This window comes from Streptomyces sp. WAC05292, from assembly GCF_003949955.1.
Taxonomy (GTDB): Bacteria; Actinomycetota; Actinomycetes; order Streptomycetales; family Streptomycetaceae; genus Streptomyces; species Streptomyces globosus.
In genome coordinates this window covers 1-855 of the sequence record NZ_RPSE01000810.1, presented here as the reverse complement: position 1 = coordinate 855, position 855 = coordinate 1, and the positions used below count along the sequence as shown (strand labels likewise).

The following is an 855-nucleotide window of genomic DNA, read 5'->3' as shown; positions in this document are numbered from 1 at the left end:
GGGCCCTCGCCCGCTACCTGCGCGAAGGGGGCGGCGACGTCGAGCTGGTGGGCGTCCAGCCGTACGGCAGCGTCACCTTCGGCGCCGGGCACGTCGCGGACCCGGAGATCATCATCGCCGGGATCGGCAGCTCCATCCCCTTCGGGAACGTGGCGCACGAGCAGTACGACACCGTCCACTGGATCTCGTTCGAGGCGGCCCGGGCCGGGAGCGTCGACCTGCTGCGCCGGCACGCGGTGTTCGCCGGGCTGTCGGCGGGCGCCGGGTACCTCGCGGCCCGGCACGAGCGGGACCGTGCGCCGCGGCGCACGGTGCTGTTCGTCGCCGCCGACACCGGGCACCGCTACGTCGACACCGTGTACGCCGGGCACCGGGAGGCGCTCCCGGTCTCGGCGCTCGCACCGCGCGAGGTCGCGGACGGCGGCGAGCTCGCCCTGCCGTGGTCGCGGATGGCCTGGAACCGCGCGCCGGCTCCGGGCGAGGCCCGCGTCCCGCACGCCGCGGGGCGGCGGGCGCAGACCCCGTAGGGCTCCGGCGGCCCCGGCCGGCGCCCTAGCCGCCGGTGGGGCCGCGCCGCTGGGTGGCGCGGAAGCGGGAGGGGGCGATGCCGTAGCGGCCGGTGAACGCGGTGCGCAGGGATTCCGCGGTGCCGAAGCCGCAGCGGGCGGCCACGGCCGCCACCGGCAGGTCGGTGGTGGCGAGGAGGTGGGCCGCCGCCTCGGTGCGGGCCTGGCGCACGTACCGGCCGGGGGCCTGGCCGAGGTGCTCGGCGAACAGGCGGGTGAGGTGCCGGGGTGTGACCCCGGCGAGGGCGGCGAGGCGGGCCGTGCCCAGGTCGTCGGCGGGGTGGGCGAG

General features: G+C 78.8%; 2 protein-coding genes. One reads left to right on the top strand and one right to left on the bottom strand.

Annotated elements, in window-relative coordinates:
* A partial coding sequence (locus EF903_RS33180) for a pyridoxal-phosphate dependent enzyme (protein ID WP_125548590.1) occupies positions 1-527 on the top strand: 527 nt, incomplete at its 5' end.
* Positions 528-552: 25 nt separating this feature from the next.
* Here the strand turns inward: EF903_RS33180 and EF903_RS33175 are convergent.
* Positions 553-855: helix-turn-helix domain-containing protein (locus EF903_RS33175; protein WP_148142675.1), on the bottom strand; the 303-nt coding region annotated here is incomplete at its 5' end.